This is a genomic window from Mammaliicoccus sp. J-M40 (assembly GCF_022386395.1).
Classification (GTDB): Bacteria; Bacillota; Bacilli; order Staphylococcales; family Staphylococcaceae; genus Mammaliicoccus; species Mammaliicoccus lentus.
Map to the genome: position 1 here is coordinate 1 of NZ_JAJNIQ010000047.1, position 220 is coordinate 220.

At 34.1% G+C, this 220-nt stretch carries 1 protein-coding gene; it reads left to right on the plus strand.

What is annotated here, in order from left to right; translation table 11 throughout:
• Positions 1–220 (plus strand): DDE-type integrase/transposase/recombinase (locus LQ688_RS13975; protein ID WP_239752881.1); only part of this gene is annotated, 220 nt, incomplete at both ends.

Sequence of the window (220 nt, forward strand, 5' to 3'; positions counted from 1 at the left end):
GCATATGCGTTTATCAAACGTCTCATTAAACAATTTGGTAAACCTCAAAAGGTAATTACAGATCAGGCACCTTCAACGAAGGTAGCAATGGTTAAAGTAATTAAAGCTTTTAAACTTAAACCTGACTGCCATTGTACATCGAAATATCTGAATAACCTCATTGAGCAAGATCACCGTCATATTAAAGTAAGAAAGACAAGGTATCAAAGTATCAATACAG